The sequence below is a fragment of the Streptomyces sp. NBC_00988 genome, assembly GCF_045162645.1.
GTDB lineage: Bacteria > Actinomycetota > Actinomycetes > Streptomycetales > Streptomycetaceae > Streptomyces.
The window spans coordinates 5166263-5183223 of record NZ_CP108730.1 but is presented as its reverse complement, the minus strand read 5'-3'; the positions used below and the strand labels follow the sequence as shown (position 1 = coordinate 5183223).

The 16961-nt window shown below is 70.0% G+C and carries 20 protein-coding genes; 10 read left to right on the top strand and 10 right to left on the bottom strand.

Annotated elements, in window-relative coordinates; genetic code table 11:
• Positions 1–250 precede the first annotated feature (250 nt).
• Both OG496_RS23625 and OG496_RS23620 read left to right on the top strand, forming a co-directional pair.
• Positions 251–892, top strand: coding sequence for an IclR family transcriptional regulator (locus tag OG496_RS23625; RefSeq protein WP_403596452.1), 642 nt, complete (start codon positions 251–253; stop codon positions 890–892).
• Between the two features lie 72 nt (positions 893–964).
• Positions 965–1759 (top strand): S16 family serine protease, encoded by a 795-nt coding sequence (locus tag OG496_RS23620; protein WP_405972307.1) that lies wholly within the window; start codon positions 965–967, stop codon positions 1757–1759.
• Here OG496_RS23620 and OG496_RS23615 read toward each other — a convergent pair.
• The 7 genes from OG496_RS23615 to OG496_RS23585 form a co-directional block, all read right to left on the bottom strand.
• On the bottom strand, positions 1756–1944 hold the full coding sequence (locus tag OG496_RS23615; RefSeq protein ID WP_405972306.1) for a hypothetical protein: 189 nt from the start codon (positions 1942–1944) through the stop codon (positions 1756–1758). The two genes, OG496_RS23620 and OG496_RS23615, sit on opposite strands and share 4 nt — an antisense overlap.
• 11 nt (positions 1945–1955) lie before the next feature.
• Positions 1956–2540 carry an ArsR/SmtB family transcription factor gene (locus tag OG496_RS23610; protein ID WP_405972305.1) on the bottom strand — a complete coding sequence of 195 codons (585 nt, stop codon included), beginning with the start codon at positions 2538–2540 and terminating at the stop codon, positions 1956–1958.
• Positions 2541–2621: 81 nt separating this feature from the next.
• Positions 2622–3578, bottom strand: coding sequence for a glycine betaine ABC transporter substrate-binding protein (locus tag OG496_RS23605; protein WP_366490509.1), 957 nt, complete (start codon positions 3576–3578; stop codon positions 2622–2624).
• Positions 3575–4378, bottom strand: coding sequence for an ABC transporter permease (locus OG496_RS23600; protein WP_405972304.1), 804 nt, complete (start codon positions 4376–4378; stop codon positions 3575–3577). The genes OG496_RS23605 and OG496_RS23600 overlap by 4 nt, the downstream gene beginning before the upstream one ends.
• Positions 4375–5634, bottom strand: a complete 1260-nt coding sequence (locus OG496_RS23595) for a betaine/proline/choline family ABC transporter ATP-binding protein (protein ID WP_399392118.1) — start codon at positions 5632–5634, stop codon at positions 4375–4377. The genes OG496_RS23600 and OG496_RS23595 overlap by 4 nt, the downstream gene beginning before the upstream one ends.
• Positions 5627–6274: an ABC transporter permease gene (locus OG496_RS23590; protein WP_366490511.1), complete on the bottom strand. Its 648-nt coding sequence runs from the start codon at positions 6272–6274 to the stop codon at positions 5627–5629. Before OG496_RS23590 ends, OG496_RS23595 begins: the two co-directional genes overlap by 8 nt.
• 12 nt (positions 6275–6286) lie before the next feature.
• Positions 6287–6778 (bottom strand): Lrp/AsnC family transcriptional regulator, encoded by a 492-nt coding sequence (locus OG496_RS23585; RefSeq protein ID WP_318016612.1) that lies wholly within the window; start codon positions 6776–6778, stop codon positions 6287–6289.
• Positions 6779–6904: 126 nt separating this feature from the next.
• Between OG496_RS23585 and hppD the strand changes: the two genes are divergently transcribed.
• From hppD to nthA, 5 genes are read left to right on the top strand one after another with little or no spacing between them, the layout of a single operon-like run.
• Positions 6905–8050, top strand: coding sequence for a 4-hydroxyphenylpyruvate dioxygenase (gene hppD, locus OG496_RS23580; RefSeq protein WP_405972303.1), 1146 nt, complete (start codon positions 6905–6907; stop codon positions 8048–8050).
• A gap of 32 nt (positions 8051–8082) precedes the next feature.
• A complete protein-coding gene (locus OG496_RS23575) occupies positions 8083–8949 on the top strand; it encodes a Teichoic acid biosynthesis protein C (Precursor) (RefSeq protein WP_405972302.1) in 867 nt (288 codons plus the stop codon).
• Positions 8950–8976: 27 nt separating this feature from the next.
• Complete coding sequence (locus tag OG496_RS23570; protein ID WP_405972301.1) at positions 8977–9267, top strand: hypothetical protein; 291 nt, start codon at positions 8977–8979, stop codon at positions 9265–9267.
• Complete coding sequence (locus OG496_RS23565; protein WP_399392111.1) at positions 9260–9556, top strand: SH3-like domain-containing protein; 297 nt, start codon at positions 9260–9262, stop codon at positions 9554–9556. The genes OG496_RS23570 and OG496_RS23565 overlap by 8 nt, the downstream gene beginning before the upstream one ends.
• Positions 9543–10127, top strand: a complete 585-nt coding sequence (gene nthA, locus OG496_RS23560) for a nitrile hydratase subunit alpha (RefSeq protein WP_405972300.1) — start codon at positions 9543–9545, stop codon at positions 10125–10127. The genes OG496_RS23565 and nthA overlap by 14 nt, the downstream gene beginning before the upstream one ends.
• A 9-nt stretch (positions 10128–10136) precedes the next feature.
• Here nthA and OG496_RS23555 read toward each other — a convergent pair whose 3' ends face one another.
• Positions 10137–11603, bottom strand: coding sequence for a tetratricopeptide repeat protein (locus tag OG496_RS23555; protein ID WP_405972299.1), 1467 nt, complete (start codon positions 11601–11603; stop codon positions 10137–10139).
• Positions 11604–11695: 92 nt separating this feature from the next.
• On the opposite strand from OG496_RS23555, the gene OG496_RS23550 reads away from it, so the two are divergent.
• On the top strand, positions 11696–13102 hold the full coding sequence (locus OG496_RS23550; protein ID WP_399392105.1) for an FAD-binding oxidoreductase: 1407 nt from the start codon (positions 11696–11698) through the stop codon (positions 13100–13102).
• Between the two features lie 25 nt (positions 13103–13127).
• Here OG496_RS23550 and OG496_RS23545 read toward each other — a convergent pair whose 3' ends face one another.
• Entirely contained in the window at positions 13128–13601 is a 474-nt protein-coding gene (locus tag OG496_RS23545) for an SsgA family sporulation/cell division regulator (protein ID WP_363098899.1), read from the bottom strand.
• A gap of 265 nt (positions 13602–13866) precedes the next feature.
• Between OG496_RS23545 and OG496_RS23540 the strand changes: the two genes are divergently transcribed.
• Positions 13867–15375, top strand: coding sequence for an RDD family protein (locus OG496_RS23540; RefSeq protein WP_405972298.1), 1509 nt, complete (start codon positions 13867–13869; stop codon positions 15373–15375).
• 89 nt (positions 15376–15464) lie between these two features.
• Entirely contained in the window at positions 15465–16112 is a 648-nt protein-coding gene (locus OG496_RS23535) for an RDD family protein (protein ID WP_366490519.1), read from the top strand.
• A 122-nt stretch (positions 16113–16234) separates the two neighbouring features.
• On the opposite strand, the gene OG496_RS23530 is transcribed toward OG496_RS23535, so the two are convergent.
• A complete protein-coding gene (locus OG496_RS23530) occupies positions 16235–16564 on the bottom strand; it encodes a hypothetical protein (RefSeq protein ID WP_399392101.1) in 330 nt (109 codons plus the stop codon).
• Positions 16565–16961: the final 397 nt, after the last annotated feature.

Genomic DNA, 16961 nt, shown 5'->3' with positions numbered 1-16961 from the left:
AACCGGTCCGTACCAGTCGGTGACCGGATTCTGGACGGAGACTTCCGCTCAGCGAACCGCCTTCGCTAGTGTCCCGCTACGCACACGCCCCGTGGCAGCGCCGCCGCGGAGCGCAGCCGTGAAGCGACTGGGCCCGGACACGCCGGGCCGCCTCGCCGATCGGCGGCCTCTGAAGCGCGTCACTGACGGGACTCGGTGACGCATCCGCCGCTAGGGGGCCGCCGACCTCACCACTTAAGGAGTGGGCGTCGTGACCGCGGAGACCTCCCAGACGCTCGACCGGGGACTGCGCGTCCTCAAACTGCTGGCCGATACGGACCACGGGCTGACCGTCACCGAACTGTCCAACAAACTGGGCGTCAACCGGACCGTCGTGTACCGGTTGCTGGCCACCCTCGAACAGCACGCACTCGTACGCCGTGATCTCGGCGGCCGGGCCCGCGTCGGGCTCGGGGTGCTGCGGCTCGGCCGCCAGGTGCATCCCCTTGTACGGGAGGCAGCGCTCCCTGCGCTGCGTTCGCTGGCCGAGGACATCGGGGCGACCGCTCACCTCACCTTGGTCGACGGGGCGGACGCCCTCGCCGTCGCGGTGGTCGAGCCGACCTGGACCGACTACCACGTGGCCTACCGGGCCGGCTTCCGTCACCCCCTGGACCGGGGCGCCGCGGGCCGCGCGATCCTCGCCGCCCGGCACCAGGTCGCGGACGAACCCGGATACACCCTGACGCACGGCGAGTTGGAGGCCGGCGCGAGCGGCGCCGCGGCTCCGCTGCTGGGCGTCACGGGGGTCGAGGGCAGCGTCGGCGTGGTGATGCTGGCCGACGCGGTGCCCGAGCGGGTCGGACCTCGGGTCGTCGACGCGGCGCGCGAGGTCGCCGAAGCGCTGCGCTGAGGCCTGAGGTCGTTTACGGGCATGGGGTGACCGGCGCCCGGCCGGAAGTGGCCGTCGCGTTAGATTGATCCCGTGCTCCTCTCTCGCCTCACGCGCCCCCAGGCCGTAGCCGTCTGCGCCCTGCCCGTCGTGGCACTGCTCGCCACGGCGGGTTTCGCGCCGTTGCCGTTCTCGCTGGCGCAGCCCGGTCTGACCGCGAACGTGCTCGGCGAGAACAAGGGCACCCCGGTGATCACGATCTCCGGGGCGCCGGTGCGCACGACGAGCGGTCAGCTGCGCATGACGACGATCGAAGCGACCGGACCCGATCAGCATGTCTCGTTGAGCGATGTGATCGACAGCTGGTTCCGTACCGATCGAGCGGTCATGCCGCGTGACTCGGTCTACCCGAGCGGCAACAGCGTCAAGGAGATCGAGCAGCACAACACGGAGCAGATGCAGGAGTCGCAGGACGACGCGACCACGGCGGCGCTCAACTACCTGAAGCTCAGCGACAAGAAGGTCAAGGTCACCCTCACGCTGGCGGACGTCGGCGGCCCCAGCGCGGGCCTGCTGTTCACCCTGGGGATCATCGACAAGCTGAACGGCGACGGCAGCGGCGGTGACCTCACCGGCGGCCGCACCATCGCCGGTACGGGCACGATCGGCACGGACGGTACGGTCGGCGCGGTCGGGGGAGTAGCCCTCAAGACCCAGGCTGCGCGCCGTGACGGTGCGACGGTGTTCCTGGTCCCGAAGGTCGAGTGCTCGGACGCCAAGTCCGAACTGCCCAAGGGGCTACGACTCGTTGCGGTGACCACGCTGAAGGGCGCGGTGTCTGCCCTGGAGGCGCTGGAGACGGGTAAGGGGTCCGTGCCGGGCTGTTAGGCGAGCGCCGGCTTCGTCCTGTTCGGGGTGGCGGCCAGCCGCAGACCCAGTTCTACGAGGGTCCAGCCGAGGCGGGTGCGCAGTTCCCGCGGAGGCTTGGCCGTGAGGGCGAGGCGGTGGGCGTCGGCCTGGGCGTGGAGGTCGGCGATGTGGCAGTCGGCGAGCTGCGCGGTGGTGCCGTTCATGGTGGTGCCTCTCAATCCGTCTCGATGGGGAACAGGTGGGTGTGGATGCGCACTTGCTCGGATTCCGGGGTGTCCTTGTCGGGGACGCGGCCCCGGTAGTCGTCGATCAGGGCGTGCATCTTGACGATGAGTTCGGCGGCCAGATCGGGGGTGAGCCGTACCGTCGCGTCGCTCATGGCGGAGGCGCTGGACCAGGCCGGGGACCACTGGTCGCGGGTGCCGAGCCAGGCGGCCAGCTCGCGGCCGTGACGTGCGGCGCCCTCCTGTATGAACACCTCTGTCAGTCCCCGCACTTCGGGACTCGCGTCCTCGAAGTCCGTGCTGTCGTAGCGGATGCTCTGGTCCACCGCCTGCCACCATCGCTCCCGGCCCTTGCCGCGCTCGGGGGCGTCCTCGACGAAGCCGTGCTCGGCGAGCTGGCGCAGGTGGTAGCTCGTCGCGCCGCTGGACTCGCCCAGCCGGGCGCCCAGTTGGGACGCGGTGGCGGGACCGTGCTGCCGCAGCGCGTCCAGCAACTGCATGCGCAGCGGGTGCGCCAGGCCGCGCAGCGAGCGGGCGTCGAGGCGGCGTTGTTTCCGTTCTTCGTGCTCCTGCATGACTACAAAGGTAGCGTTGCAAAGAAGTCGTTGCAAGCACTTCTTTGCAACTAGGTCTTTGTAACTCGCCCCCCACCGCCCCTACTTGACCAACCCCTCCGCCTTCATCCAGTCCAGCGCCACCTGATGCGGATCCTCCCCGTCGACATCCACCTTCGCGTTCAGCGTCCGCGCCACCGTGTTGTTCAGCTTCTTCGTGACCGGGTCCAGGACCTTCGCGATCGCCGGCCACTTCTTCAACGCCTTCGTGTTGATCTCGGGCGCCGCGTTGTAGTTGGGGAAGAACTTCTTGTCGTCGGCCATCACCGCGAGGTTCATGGACTTGATGCGGCCGTCGGTGGTGAAGACCTCGCCGTACGTGCAACTCCCCTTCTTCACCTGGGTGTAGATGATCCCGGTGTCCATCTGCGTGATGTTCTTCGCAGGGAGGTTCATGCCGTACGCCTTCTCCAAGCCCGGCAGTCCGTCCGCGCGGTTGGCGAACTCGCTCTCCACGCACAGCGTCACCGCGCCCGGGTCCTTCTTCGCCAGCGCGGCCACCTCGGACAGCGTCTTCGTGCCGTACTTCTTGAAGTTGGCCTGGTTCATCGCGAGCGCGTAGGTGTTGTTGAGGGCGGACGGGGGCAGCCAGGTGATGCCGTTCTTGAGGTCCGCGTCCCGTACCGCCTGCCACTGCTTCATGGGGTTGGTGATCGGCTTGCTGTTACCGAGGTAGGTGATCCACGCGGTGCCGGTGTACTCGTACATCCCGTCCGCGTCACCGGACTTGACGGCCTCCCGCGCTCCGATCGAACCCTGGATGCCGGTCCGGTCGAGGACGTCCGCGCCGGCCGCCTCGAAAGCGATGCCCATCATCGCGCCGAGGATGAGCTGCTCGGTGAACTCCTTCGAGGTGACGGTGAGATGGGCACCCTTGAGGGGCTCGCCCCGCCCGACCGTGCCGGGGCTGACGTCGTCGACCATGGGGGAGCCGCTGGTCAGTCCGCAGCCGGCGACGACGACCAGGGTTCCGGCCAGCAGGAGACAGGTGCGTTTCATGAGCCCGCCTCCAATCCCCTTGGGCGCAGGAGCAGTTCGGCCAGGGAGGCCAGCCAGTCCACCAGCAGGGCGAGGCTGACCGTGAGGATCGAGCCGAGCACCAGGACGGGCATCCGCTGGGTGGTGATGCCGGTGGTGATCAGGACGCCCAGGCCGCCGCCCCCGCCGAAGGTCGCCAGGGTCGCCGTACCGACGTTGAGAACCAGGGCGGTTCGGACACCGGCCAGGATCAGCGGGACGGCGAGCGGGAGTTCCACCTTTGCCAGAACGCCGAGTTGGGACATGCCGATGCCTCGGGCCGCCTCCAACAAGGTCGGGTCGTTGGCCTTCAGGCCCGCGATGGTGTTGGACAGGACCGGCAGGACGGCGTAGACGATGATGCCGATCAGGGCCGCCTTCTCGCCGGTGCCGAGCCAGATCACCAGCAGGGCCAACAGGCCGATCGCCGGGGTGGCTTGGCCCATGTTGGCGAACGTCATCGCCACCGGGGCGGCTTTTCGGAACGCCCTCCGGGTCAGCAGGATGCCCAGCGGGATCGCGATGATCAGCACGAAGAACGTGGAGATCACGGTCAGTTGGACGTGCTGCCAAAGGGCCTTGGACACCTGGCCGTTGGAGAGCGCGTTCTCCGAAATGGCGTCCAGGTGGGCCTGGTCGAACCACAGCCAGGTCGCCAGCAGGATCGCCACCAGCGCGGCGGGCAGGAAGGTCAGCTTCTGCCAGGTGATCCGGCGTTTCGGGGGAGTCGCGGGCGGCGGGGCCTCGACTTCCGTCTCCTCTTCCAGCTCGGGAGTGGTCACGCCTTCGCCTCCCCGCCGGCGCCTTCCTGCTCGGCGTGCGTCTGGAGGGCCCGGGCCTCCTCCAGCTCGTGCCGGCCCTCCATCGCCTCCAGCCGGTCGGCCTCCAGGAGTTCGTGCACGGAGTTCATCAGCGTCTCCATGTCGACGACACCGGTGTACTCCCCGCGCCGCCCGGTGACCGCGACCCGCCCCGCGTTGTCCGTGAGCACCGCCTCCAGCGCGTCCCGGAGCGTCGCGTCGCGGGTCACCGTGTCGCTGACCAGCGTGCCCGCCCGGGCCAGCGACCCCTTGGCGCGCATCATGTCGCCGCGCCGCAGCCACTTGTAGGGCCGGCCGCGCTTGTCGAGGAGGAGGATCTCGTTGGTGCCGCTGTCCCGGAGCCGGTCGAAGATGTTCTGCAGCGGGTCGTCGACGGTCACCGTCGGGTAGTCGGTGATCTCCACGTCCCGTACGCGGGTCAGGTTCAGCCGCTTCAGGGCCGCCCCGGCGCCCACGAAACCGGACACGAAGTCGTCCGCCGGGTTGGTGAGGATCGCCTCCGGGGTGTCGAACTGCGCGATGTGCGAGCGTTCGCGCAACACCGCGATCCGGTCGCCCAGTTTGATCGCCTCGTCGAAGTCGTGCGTGACGAAGACGATCGTCTTGTGCAGTTCGTGCTGGAGCCTGATCAACTCGTCCTGGAGGTGATCGCGGGTGATCGGGTCGACCGCGCCGAACGGTTCGTCCATCAGCAGCACCGGCGGATCCGCCGCCAACGCCCGTGCCACGCCCACGCGTTGCTGCTGCCCGCCGGAGAGCTGGCGCGGATAGCGGCCCTGGAACTCGCCGGCGTCCAGCCCGACCAGGTCGAGCATCTCCTCCACCCGGTTCCTGATCCGGGACTTGGACCAGCCGATCATCCTCGGGACGAGCGCGATGTTCTGGGCGACCGTCATGTGCGGGAAGAGACCGCTCGACTGGATCGCGTAGCCGACCTTGCGGCGCAGCTTCACCGGGTCGATGTCGGTGACGTCCTCGCCGCCGATGCGGATACGGCCGCCGGTCGGTTCGATCAGCCGGTTGATCATCTTGAGCGTGGTGGACTTCCCGCAGCCGGACGGCCCGACGAAGACGACCAACTCGCCCGCCTTGATCTCCATGTTGACGCTCTCGACGGCCGGGTCGGCGCTGCCCGGATACCGCTTGGTCAGGTTCTCCAGCTCGATGGAGGCACCCGAGGTCGCGGTCGCCGGCTCGGACGCGGATGGCTCAGGCACGGATCCCCCTGGGAATGGTCAGCCGTCCGAGAAGGACGTACGCGGCGTCGAACAGCAGCGCCAGGACGATGATCCCGAGCGTGCCCGCGAGCACCTGGTTGAGGGCGTTCTTGCTGCCCAGCGACCCGATCCCGCGGAAGATCTCGTTGCCGAGACCGGGCCCGGAGGCGTACGCCGCGATGGCCGCGATGCCCATCAGCATCTGCGTGGAGACCCGGATCCCGGTGAGGATCGGCGGCCAGGCCAGCGGCAGTTCGACCCGCGCGAGCCGCGCCAGCCGGGACATCCCGATGCCCTTCGCCGCGTCCACGAGGGACGGGTCGACCCCGCGCAGGCCCACGATCGAGTTACGGACGATCGGCAGCAGGCCGTACAAGGTCAGAGCGGTCACCGTGGGCGGAACGCCAAGACCGACGATCGGAATGAGCAGACCGATCATGGCGAGCGACGGAATGGTCAAAATGGTCGACGTGGCCGTGGTGGCGAGGTTGCCCGCCCATTCGCTCCGATACGTGACGACCCCGATCACCACACCGATCAGGGTGGCCACGACCATGCACTGGAAGACCGCGCTGGCGTGCTGGTAGGCGTCGGTGAGCAGCTGCTGGTGCCGGTTGCCCAAGTACTCCCAGAAGCTCACATGCCCACACCCCTACGTCGGCCAGGTCGTCCCTTCCGGGTCCTCCGCCGCCTGTTTCACCAGCGGGATGATCCGCAGCGGAACGGGGTTCTCCATCACGATCGCGGTGGCGGCCCGGACAATGCCATCAAAACCGACAACCCGGTCGATGACCCGCTGGAGATCGGCGTTCGACCGGGCCACGAGCCGGCACAGCATGTCCCCGCTGCCGGTGGTGGTGTGCAGTTCTAGTACCTCGGGGACGGTCGCCAAGTGCGCCCGGACGTCCGGGCCTTGCCCTTGCCGGATCTCCAGCGTCGCGAACGCCGTCACCGGATAGCCGAGCGCCGCCGGATCGACCTGCGGGCCGAATCCCCGGATGACTCCATTCGACTGAAGCCGGTCCAGCCGCGCCTGCACGGTCCCGCGGGCCACCCCCAGCCGCCGGGACATCTCCAGCACCCCGATCCGCGGTTCCTCCGCCAACAGCACGATGATCCGGCCGTCCAGACGATCGATGCCCATGGTGTCCGCCTCCGAGGATGGTCATCCTGTACAGAAAGCCCGCCGAAACGGTCGTAGCACTGAACAGAATGCCCAGCCAATATGCAAACTATTGCGCACCTTGCCGGTGAGGGGGAGCCTGCGCTCATGACGCAGACCACTCACCACACCCCCGACACCGCCCGGCAGGCCGACCCCTTCCCGGTGAAGGGAATGGACGCGGTCGTCTTCGCCGTGGGCAACGCCAAGCAGGCGGCGCACTACTACTCCACGGCCTTCGGCATGACGCTGGTCGCCTACTCCGGACCGGAGAACGGCAGCCGCGAGACCGCCTCGTACGTGCTCACCAACGGCTCCGCCCGCTTCGTCTTCACCTCCGTCATCAAGCCCGCCACCCCCTGGGGCGAGTTCCTCACCCGGCACGTGGCCGAACACGGCGACGGCGTCGTCGACCTCGCCATCGAGGTGCCGGACGCGCGCGCCGCGTACGCCTACGCCGTCGAGCACGGCGCCCGCTCGCTCGCCGAGCCGTACGAGCTGAAGGACGAGAACGGCTCGGTCGTCCTCGCCGCGATCGCCACCTACGGCGAGACCCGCCACACGCTCGTCGAGCGCACGGGCTACGACGGCCCGTACCTCCCCGGCTTCGCCCCCGCCGAACCGCTCGTCGCGGCCCCGGCCCACCGCACCTTCCAGGCGATCGACCACTGCGTCGGCAACGTCGAACTCGGCCACATGAACGAGTGGGTCGGCTTCTACAACAAGGTCATGGGCTTCACGAACATGAAGGAGTTCGTGGGCGACGACATCGCGACCGAGTACAGCGCGCTGATGTCGAAGGTCGTCGCCGACGGGACCTTGAAGGTCAAGTTCCCGATCAACGAACCGGCCATCGCAAAGAAGAAGTCCCAGATCGACGAGTACCTGGAGTTCTACGGCGGCGCGGGCGTCCAGCACATCGCGCTCAACACCAACGACATCGTGCAGACCGTACGGACGATGCGCGCGGCCGGAGTGAAGTTCCTCGACACCCCCGACTCCTACTACGACACCCTCGGCGAGTGGGTCGGCGACACCCGCGTCCCCGTCGACACCCTGCGCGAGCTGAAGATCCTCGCCGACCGCGACGAGGACGGATACCTTCTCCAGATCTTCACCAAGCCGGTCCAGGACCGTCCTACGGTGTTCTTCGAACTCATCGAGCGACACGGCTCGATGGGCTTCGGCAAGGGCAACTTCAAGGCGCTGTTCGAGGCGATCGAGCGGGAGCAGGAGAAGCGGGGCAACCTGTAACGCACGGGTCCCGCAAGGGACTTGGGAGGACCGTGGCCGACGCGCCGATCGATCTGTCCGCACCGGCGGTGCGCTGGCTGTGGCAGAGGGGCACCCTGCACGAGCCCACGGTCCTCCAGTCGTTCGCCCTGGACGAGGTCCACCAGCGCCTGTACGTCCTCCAGTTGAGGACGGGCGGCGCCGACACCGGCAACCTCTGCCTCAACCAGCTGGATTACACAGGCAAGTCGCTCGGCCACATGCACCTCCAGGGCTTCGGCCACGGCGTCAGCATGGGTGTGCAGAACACCTCCGACGGCGATGTGTGGATCTGGACCGAGGCCGCCGCGAAGACCGGTTCGGGCGGTGCCTACGGCCAGGCCGTCACCCGGTTCCACTTCGCGAACGGCGCCACCCGCACCTCCGCCGACGTGGCGATCCGCAAGCCGATCGCGAACTCCACCAACAACCAGCCCACGGTCTGCATGACCTCGAAGCGCATAGCGATCCGCTACCGCATCGCCAATCAACCCCGTTACAGGGTCTGGGACCTGGACGCCTTCGTCGCCCGCGACTACGCCACTCCGCTGGCCGACATAGCCCAGACCGGCGCCCACCCGGACCCGTCGATCCCGTTCCAGGGCTACGCCCTCGACGGCGACCACCTCTACCAACTCGCAGGAACCGCCTACAACTCCACCACCAACCCGCCCGCGAAACACGGCAACGCCTACGTCTCCTGCCTCGACATCCGCACCGGCGAACTCGTCCAGCAGTCCCGCACGGAGGCCGGCCACACCCTCACCTACCGCGAACCGGAGGGCCTCGCCGTCCGCACGAAGCCCCGCACCCGCCTGTGCGTCGGCTTCGCGTCCGGGGAGGCGGGCGCACGGAGGTTCTCCCTCTGCTACAAGCCGTAGCCGCGGACAGGGTCGTACGCTGCCCTCATGGCCAGGATCAACGACGTGGGCGGCACCCAGGGTTTCGGCGCCATCGACACCACCGACGACCCCGAGCCCTTCCACGCCGACTGGGAGGCGCGGGTCGTCGGGCTGTTCAACGCCCTGCGCGCGCAGGGGATCTTCAACACCAACGAGTTCCGGGACGCGATCGAGGCGATCCCGCCCGTCGCGTACCTGTCGATGTCGTACTACGAGCGCTGGTTCACCGCGATCACCACCCTGCTGGAACGCAAGGGCGTGATCGCACCAGGTGAGTTGGGGGAGCCGGATGCCTGACCGCTTCCCGCCCGGCACCCGGGTCCGGACCTTCCCGCACGACCCGCCGCACCACACCCGCCTGCCCCGTTACGCGCGCGGCAAGTGCGGTGTCGTCGTCGAGCCGGAAGGGCGCGCGGAGCTGGCCGACGTCAGCGCGCGGGGGAGCGGGGACGCGCCGGTGGAGCAGGTGTACGCGGTGCGGTTCGCGGCCCGGGACCTGTGGGGCGACGGCGACCATCACGTCGTACTGGACCTCTGGGAAAGCTACTTGGAAGCGTGCGAAGAGGAACGTGATGATGAGCGGTGACCACGAGGACGCCTCGATCTCCCGGCGGGTGCGGCGACTTGAGACGCTGCTGGAGGAGAAGGGGGTCGTCACGGCCGGGGCGGTCGACGAGGTGCTCGACGCGTTCCTCGCGGGCGCGTCACCGGCGAACGGGGCACGCGTCGTCGCCCGCGCCTGGACCGACGAGGCCTACAGGGAACGGCTGTTGACGGACGGTACGGCCGCCGTGCAGGAACTCGGCTTCATGGACGGGTCGTTCCAGCGGCTGCGGGTCGTCGCGAACACGGACGCTATCCACAACGTCATCGTCTGCACCCTCTGCTCCTGCTACCCCCTCCCGCTGCTGGGCCCGTCCCCGGGCTGGTACAAGTCGGAGGCCTACCGCTCCCGCGTGGTCCGCGAACCCCGGTCCGTACTCGCCGAGTTCGGCCTCCAGCTGCCCACCGACACGGACATCACCGTGTGGGACTCCAGCGCGGAGACCCGCTACATGGTGCTCCCGCGCAGGCCCGCCGGCACGGAGTCGCTCACCGAGGACGAACTGGCCGCGCTGGTCACCCGCAACGTGCTCATCGGCACTGCAGCGGTGTGACCCGGAGGCTCAACTCGTCTTCTCCTGCGGCTCCTTGTCCGTCGGCAGTGGCTCGTCGGGCGGATCGCCCAGCGCCGCCAACGCCGCCTGCGCCAGCGGCACCCGCAGCGGCGAGAAGTACGGGTTGATCTGCAACGCCTCCTGGAGATGCCGGCGCGCGGACGCGAACTTCTCCAACTCCTTCTCGATCATGCCCCGGTGGAACGCGTACAGCGCGTCCCGCACCCCGCCCCCGTGCACCTTGTCCGTCGCCGCCGACGCGAACTTCAGCGCCTCCTCGTCCTGCCCGGCCCGGTGCAGCGCCCACCCGAGCGCGTCGGCCACCGGGATGCCCGGCTGCCGCGTCCACTCGGCCCGCAGTCGACGTACGGCGTCCTGGGCATCACCGTGGTCCGCCTCGAAGACGCCGAGGACCAGTTCGTCGTCGACGCCCGCCGCCGCGTCCTTGGCGGCGAGGGCGCGCAGCGTGTCGTACTGCACGCGGGCCGCCTGCGCGAGCCCGAGCGACTCGTACAACTCGCCCAGTTCCAGGGCGTATTGCGGGGTCGGCTGCTTGGCGAGGGCGACCTGGTAGGCGTTCAGGGCCTCCGAGGTGCGGCCCAGCGCCGCGAGCGCGCGCCCCTCACCGGCGAGCGCCTCCCGCTGGTCGGGGTCGAGTCGTACGGCCGCCTCGAAGTGCCGTAGCGCGACCTCGCGGTCCCCGCGTTCCCAGGCCAGCTCACCGGCGCGCTGTAGCCAGGCCGCCTGCTCCGCCGGGGCGGTGGCCTTCGCCGCCGCGTCGGCGAGCTGGGCGGCGGCGTCCTCGCGCCAGCCCCGGTCGCGGTAGACGGCGGCGGCCCGCGCCATCACGGCGGGGCCGGTGTGCAGCTCCAGCAGCTTTTCGAGGGTGCGCTGGGTCGCCTTGTAGTCGCCGAGGCCTGTGTACGCGTCGATCAGCAGCGGATACGTCGTCCACCGCCGCGGGGCCGCCTTCACCGCGGCCTCGCCCCAGGTGCGCGCCGCGCGGAAGTCGCGCCGTTCGTTCGCGAGGGCCGCCAGGCCGTCCATCGCGACGGCGTTCGCGTCGTTGCCCTTCGCGCGCACCTTCAGCGCGGTGCGGAGTGCCTCCTCGGCCTTCGGGTAGTACAGGGTGTCCCCGGTCCGCCGCCCCTGCTCCACATAGGCCGAGCCGAGCACCGCCCACGACCGTGCGTCCCGCGGATGGACCCGCACCCGCGTCTCACGGTCGCCGATCAGCGCGGCCAGGTCGGGCAGCGCGGCCGGCACCCCCGCGGTGACCGCGGTCAGCGCCTGTGCCTTGGGCCCGGGAGCGGGCGGCGGCGCGGGGCGCGGCTCCTCGGGCAGCAGCCACAGCAGCCCGCCGACCACGGCGCACCCGGCGACCGTCGCGATCAGCACCCGGCGCGGAACGGGGGAGCGGCGCCTGGGCGCCTCCGCCACCAGGGACGTACCGGGGCCCCGCTGTTCGTTCTCCATGGCGCTCACTGTGCGTCAGTACGACGACCACATCCCGGCACCCAAAGCCACGCGCGGACGGGGTTCACACCGATGGCCGCGAGTGCGACGCTGTGATCATGAGCCGTATCGAAGCGCCTCGCGACCAGGACACCGGGACCCTCGTCGACCGGCTGCTGGCCGGGCTGCCCGCCGAGGCCGTCCTGACCGACCCGGACGTCACGGTCTCTTACGCCAACGACATGGCGAGCTTCTGCCCGTCCGGCACGCCCGCCGTCGTCGTGCTGCCGCGCACGGTCGAACAGGTCCAGCACGTCATGCGCGTCGCCACCGAACTGCGCCTCCCGGTCGTTCCACAGGGCGCCCGCACCGGCCTGTCGGGCGCGGCGAACGCGTCCGAGGGGTGCATCGTGCTGTCCCTCGTCAAGATGGACCGCATCCTGGAGATCAGCCCGGTCGACCGCATCGCGGTCGTCGAGCCGGGCGTCATCAACGCGACCCTCTCCCGCGCGGTCAACGAACACGGCCTCTACTACCCGCCGGATCCCTCCAGTTGGGAGATGTGCACGATCGGCGGCAACATCGGCACCGCGTCCGGCGGGCTGTGCTGCGTGAAGTACGGGGTGACGGCCGAGTACGTCCTCGGCCTGGACGTCGTCCTCGCCGACGGGCGGCTGATGAGCACCGGCCGGCGTACGGCCAAGGGGGTCGCCGGGTACGACCTGACCCGGCTGTTCGTCGGGTCGGAGGGCTCGCTCGGGATCGTCGTGAAGGCGACCCTGGCGCTGAAGCCGCAGCCGCCCCAACAGCTGGTCCTGGCCGCCGAGTTCGGGTCCGCGGCGGCCGCGTGCGACGCCGTGTGCCGGATCATGGCGGGCGGGCACGTGCCGTCCCTCCTCGAACTGATGGACCGTACGACCGTCAAGGCCGTCAACGACCTGGCCCACATGGGACTGCCCGAGACGACCGAGGCGCTGCTGCTCGCCGCCTTCGACACGGCGGACCCGGCCGCCGACCTGGCCGCCGTGGGAGCCCTGTGCGAGGCGGCCGGAGCCACGCAGGTCGTCCCCGCCGAGGACGCGGCCGAGTCCGAACTGCTGCTCCAGGCGCGGCGGTTGTCGCTCACGGCGCTGGAGGCGGTCAAGGGCACGACGATGATCGACGACGTGTGCGTGCCCCGGTCCCGGCTCGGCGAGATGCTCGAAGGGGTGGAACGGATCGGCGAGAAGTACCGGCTGACGATCGGCGTCTGCGCGCACGCCGGCGACGGCAACACCCACCCCACCGTCTGCTTCGACGCGCAGGACGCCGACGAGTCCCGGCGCGCCCGCGAGTCCTTCGACGAGATCATGGCCCTCGGCCTGGAACTCGGCGGCACCATCACCGGCGAACACGGCGTCGGCGTCCTGAAGAAGGAGTGGCTGGCCCGCGAGATCGGCCCGGTGGGCGTCGAGATGCAGCGGGCGGTCAAGGCGACCTTCGACCCGCTGGGGATCCTCAATCCCGGCAAGCTCTTCTGAACCCGAAGCTCGGCTTCCCTACGGCTCACTCCCCGTCCCGCGACTCGTCCGACGGCCACGGGTCGCGCAGCCACAGGTCGTCGGCCGGGGTCGGTGCGAGCAGCTCGGCCAGGCCGTCGTCGATGCCGAGCTGCTCCGCCTCAGAGCCCGGAGGGACCACCCGCAGGGTGCGCTCCAGCCATGCCGACACCTGGGCCGCCGGTGCCTCCAGCAGGGCGTCCCCGTCGGGTGAACTCAGCGCCATCAGGACGACACTGCGCCGCTCCACCTTCGTCGGCCACACCCGCACGTCCCCGTGCCCGCACGGCCGGAACACGCCCTCGACGAGCAGTTCGCGGGCGAACGTCCAGTGCACGGGGTGCTCGGAGTTGATGTGGAAGGAGATGTGGACGGCGTACGGGTCGTCGGTGCGGTAGCTCAGCCGGGCCGGGACCGGAATGCTGCGCTCCGGCGACAGGATGAGTTTGAGCTCCAACTCCCGCTCTACGACTGTGTGCATGACGTGTGTCTCCTCTCGTTCACCGGGCCCTGCGGTGGGCCCGTACGAGTGGAGAGGGCGTGCGGGCTGAAGCATTACGCGAGTTCGGGAATCTTTTTTTCCGCGCGGCGTCACGAAGGCTTCGCGGGGCTTCGGGGCGTGTGGACTCCGTGCACGAGGTTGCCCGGAAAGGGGCGGGTCCGACGGGACGGGCAGTGGCGGTCGCACGGGTCTGATAGATGTGGACACCCCCATTTGACCTCCGAGCAGATACGGGACGACGGACATGAGCGCCCCAACCCCGGCACCCGGTGACGACAGGCCCCGCGAGGGGTACTACCCGGACCCGTCCATTCCTGGCTATGTCCGGTACTGGAACGGCGCGGCCTGGGTGCCCGGCACCAGCCGCCCGGCGCCCTCGGACGGCCTGCCGCCCGGCGCGCCGGGTGCGTCCGTCGAGGAGACCGGGCCGCACTTCTTCGACGAGGACCCGGCGCCGGACAACCGGGTGAGCCCGGCTCAGGCCCAGCACGGCAGCCGCCCCGAACCGGCGGCGGCGTGGGGCGCGGACCGCGCCCACCAGAGCGGCTTCGGCGGCGACCAGGACCGCCGCGTCTCCTGGGGCTCCCCGGACCCGCGGGTCCCTGCGGACACCCCGGCGCCGGTCCCCCCGGAGGAACCGTCCAACCCCGGTACCTTCGTCTTCCGCCGCCCCACCCCGGGCGCGGACGTCCCGTCCCCGTCGACCCCGGCCCCCGACGAGGGCACGACCACTTTCCGCCGCCCGACCCCGCGCACACCCCAACAGGGCGGGGCGCCGGGGGCGCAGGGCGGGGGCACGGGGGCCGGTGCGGGCGGCGGTTATGACTCGCAGGGACCGGCAGGTTCCGGTGCGGGTGTTGGTGGTTTCGGCGCCGGTGGATCCGGTGTGCAGGGTCCCGTGGGGACCGGCTCCGACAACCCCGCCGGCAACGCCCCTTCCAGCGACCCCTCCGGTCCCGGCTTCGGCGCCGGGAAGGCGGCCGCCGCCCGTGCCGCACAGGCCCAGGCGGGTACCGGCTCCGCCGCTCCCTCCTCCGCCTCCACGGCCCTCTCCGGGCCCCAGCAGTCCGCTCCCGGCGTCCCCCAGCAGCCCGGCCCGGCGCAGCCGCAGGGGGCCGCCGTAGGTGCGCCCATGGCTGCCGGGCCCGGTGGCGGGCAGCCGTCCTGGGCGCAGCAGGTGCACCGGCTGGCCGGGGACGAGGAAGCGCCCGTGGCGCCCTGGAAGCCGCCGGTCGAGGACGTGTTCCAGGCGGCGGCCCGGCGGCAGTCGGAGGCGCGGCCCGCGGGGCTCGGCAAGCGGCTGGTCGCGCGGCTGATCGACACCGTCGTGCTCGGCGCGGTCACCGCCGTGGCCGCCGTACCGCTCGGCACCAAGGCCGTGGACCACCTCGACGAGAAGATCGACGCGGCCAAGCTCTCCGGCCGTACCGAGACGGTCTGGCTGCTGGACGGCACCACGTCCGCCTACCTGGGCATCGTCCTCGCCGTCCTCCTCCTCTTCGGTGTCCTCTACGAGGCGCTGCCCACCGCCAAGTGGGGCCGCACCCTCGGCAAGAAGCTCTGCGGTATCGAGGTCCGCGGGATCGAGAGCCATGAGCCGCCCGGCTTCGGCGGGGCGCTGCGCCGCTGGCTCGTCTACAGCGTCCCGGGGCTGCTCGGCATCGGGATCGTCGGCGTCGCCTGGTGCCTGTTCGACCGGCCCTGGCACCAGTGCTGGCACGACAAGGCAGCACATACGTTCGTGGCGGCATAGGGACATACGGCGTCCGGGGTACCTGATTCCGTACCCCGGACGGCCGCTCGCCGGATGCGGAGCCGGGCGGTTCGCGGTCGACTCGGCCCATGAGCACCGAACCGCCTCCGGGCTCCGGCCAGCAGCCGCCGGAAGACGACCCGTTCAGGAAGCAGCCCCCTCCTGGCCAGGGATCGGGCTCACCGTACGACCAGTCCTACGGGAACCAGCCTCCGCAGCCCCCTCCGTACGGCGGCGGTGGCGGTGACCCCTACGGCGGCGGCTCCTACCCCACCGACCCGCTCGCCGGCATGCCCCCGCTCGCCGACAGCGGCCGGCGCACGCTGGCCCGGATCATCGACCTGATCCTCGTCGGCATCATCGTCTGGCTGGTCACCTGGGCCTTCGGCGTCCACGAGTACGACGTCGGCTCCAACGGCGCGTCGTACGCCAAGTCGCTGGGCCAGTCGCTCATCGCGGCCGTGCTCTACATCGGCTACGACACCGTGATGATGGCCAAGTCGGGCCAGACGCTGGGCAAGAGGTGGCTGGGCCTGCGCGTGGCCAACCTCGACAACGGGTCGACACCGTCCGTGCAGACCAACCTGATCCGTGCGGCGGTGCTGTGGATCCCGTTCGCGTTCTGCTGCGCCTGCATCTGGACGGCGATCTGCGGCGGTTGGAGCTTCTTCGACAAGCCGTACAAGCAGGGCCTGCACGACAAGGCCGCCAAGACCGTGGTGGTCAGCACGCGTTGACGTGACCGCGTGACCGGGGGGTCAACACCCGGGGTGCACACAGCGAATCGGCGGGTCCGTGGTCAACGGACCCGCCGATTCGCGTAGTTGAGCTTGAGGTCGAGCTTGGGCTTGTGCTTGGTCTAGGGAGTGCTCCGCTCCCGTACCGGCTCCGCGGACGAGGACGACGCGGCGGCGGACACGGTCTCCCGCCGTCGTACCGACACCGGCACGCGCTGCCGCTGCGGAACGGCCGGAGCTGCGGTCTGGGGGGCGGCCTGGGCCGCTGCCGCGGCGCGGGTCTTGGGCTGCGGCACCGTCAGGGAGACGAGCAGCCCGAGGGCGAGTGCCGCGCATGCGATGACCGCGATGCCCAGACCGGAGTTCGTCTGTGACAGCAGCAGCATGGCGAGCGTCGAGAAGATCACGGTGAACGAACCGTAGGCGAGCTGTGCGGCGGTCGGACGAGGCATGGCAATCGAGTCCTCGTTAGGGGGTGGAGGGGAGCCCGTGAAACGGGGGTGCGACAAGGATGTCGGCCTGGCTTTCCGCCGGTTCCGGGCGTTCCGCCAATCGACTCTATTCGCCTGCATGCCCGAGTGGAACGTGCAGTAAGCATGACCTAACACACAGCTCCGGAGCATGGGGGGCGCACGGAGTCATACCGTCCACCAAGTGGACGGATGCACGCGCCCGTTGAGGGGGGTGCGAGTCGGCCGTGCGTGTCCGTAAAGCGGACCCCGGCTTCGCATAGTGCACTTGTCCTGCTCAAGTCAAGGTCTGTCTTTTCTCGTAAACCTCTAGTCAAATAACGTCACTTGACTATCACGCGGACACCGCGCGCGGACCTTCCATGACTTCCAGGACCCC